Origin of the sequence: Oceaniovalibus sp. ACAM 378, assembly GCF_008085915.1 — a bacterium.
Classification (GTDB): Bacteria; Pseudomonadota; Alphaproteobacteria; order Rhodobacterales; family Rhodobacteraceae; genus Oceaniglobus.
Map to the genome: position 1 here is coordinate 1 of NZ_VSJK01000109.1, position 360 is coordinate 360.

1 pseudogene is annotated in these 360 nt (G+C 54.2%); it reads left to right on the forward strand.

From position 1 onward, the window contains the following. Positions 1-360 (forward strand): annotated as a pseudogene (locus tag FQ320_RS25415) (ISNCY family transposase); the annotation flags it as partial.

The window sequence follows — 360 nt, forward strand, 5'->3', positions numbered from 1 at the left end:
GTTGGTGCGCAACTTGCCTTCTCCTATGAACGCAAGCGGATCATCCTGGCTGAGAATGACATCACGCGCGATCTGCCAGGCAAATATGTGGACACATTTGCCTTCCCAGATGGCAGTTTCGTTGTGCGATGGAGGGGTATTTCTATCCCCTACTCCGTCTTCGACAAGGATCAGCGCGTCACCCACGCGGCCATCACCGAGAACAAACATCTCAGCGCGGTTCTGGAATACATCAAAGCTGAACAGGACGAAGCGGCCCCAAAGAAACGGCGCGCCGGCAAACAAGCGACACGCTATCAGCCAAATGGCCGCCGTAATACCGAAGGTTGGAACTCTAAGCTGGCCAAACGTGCAAAGAAA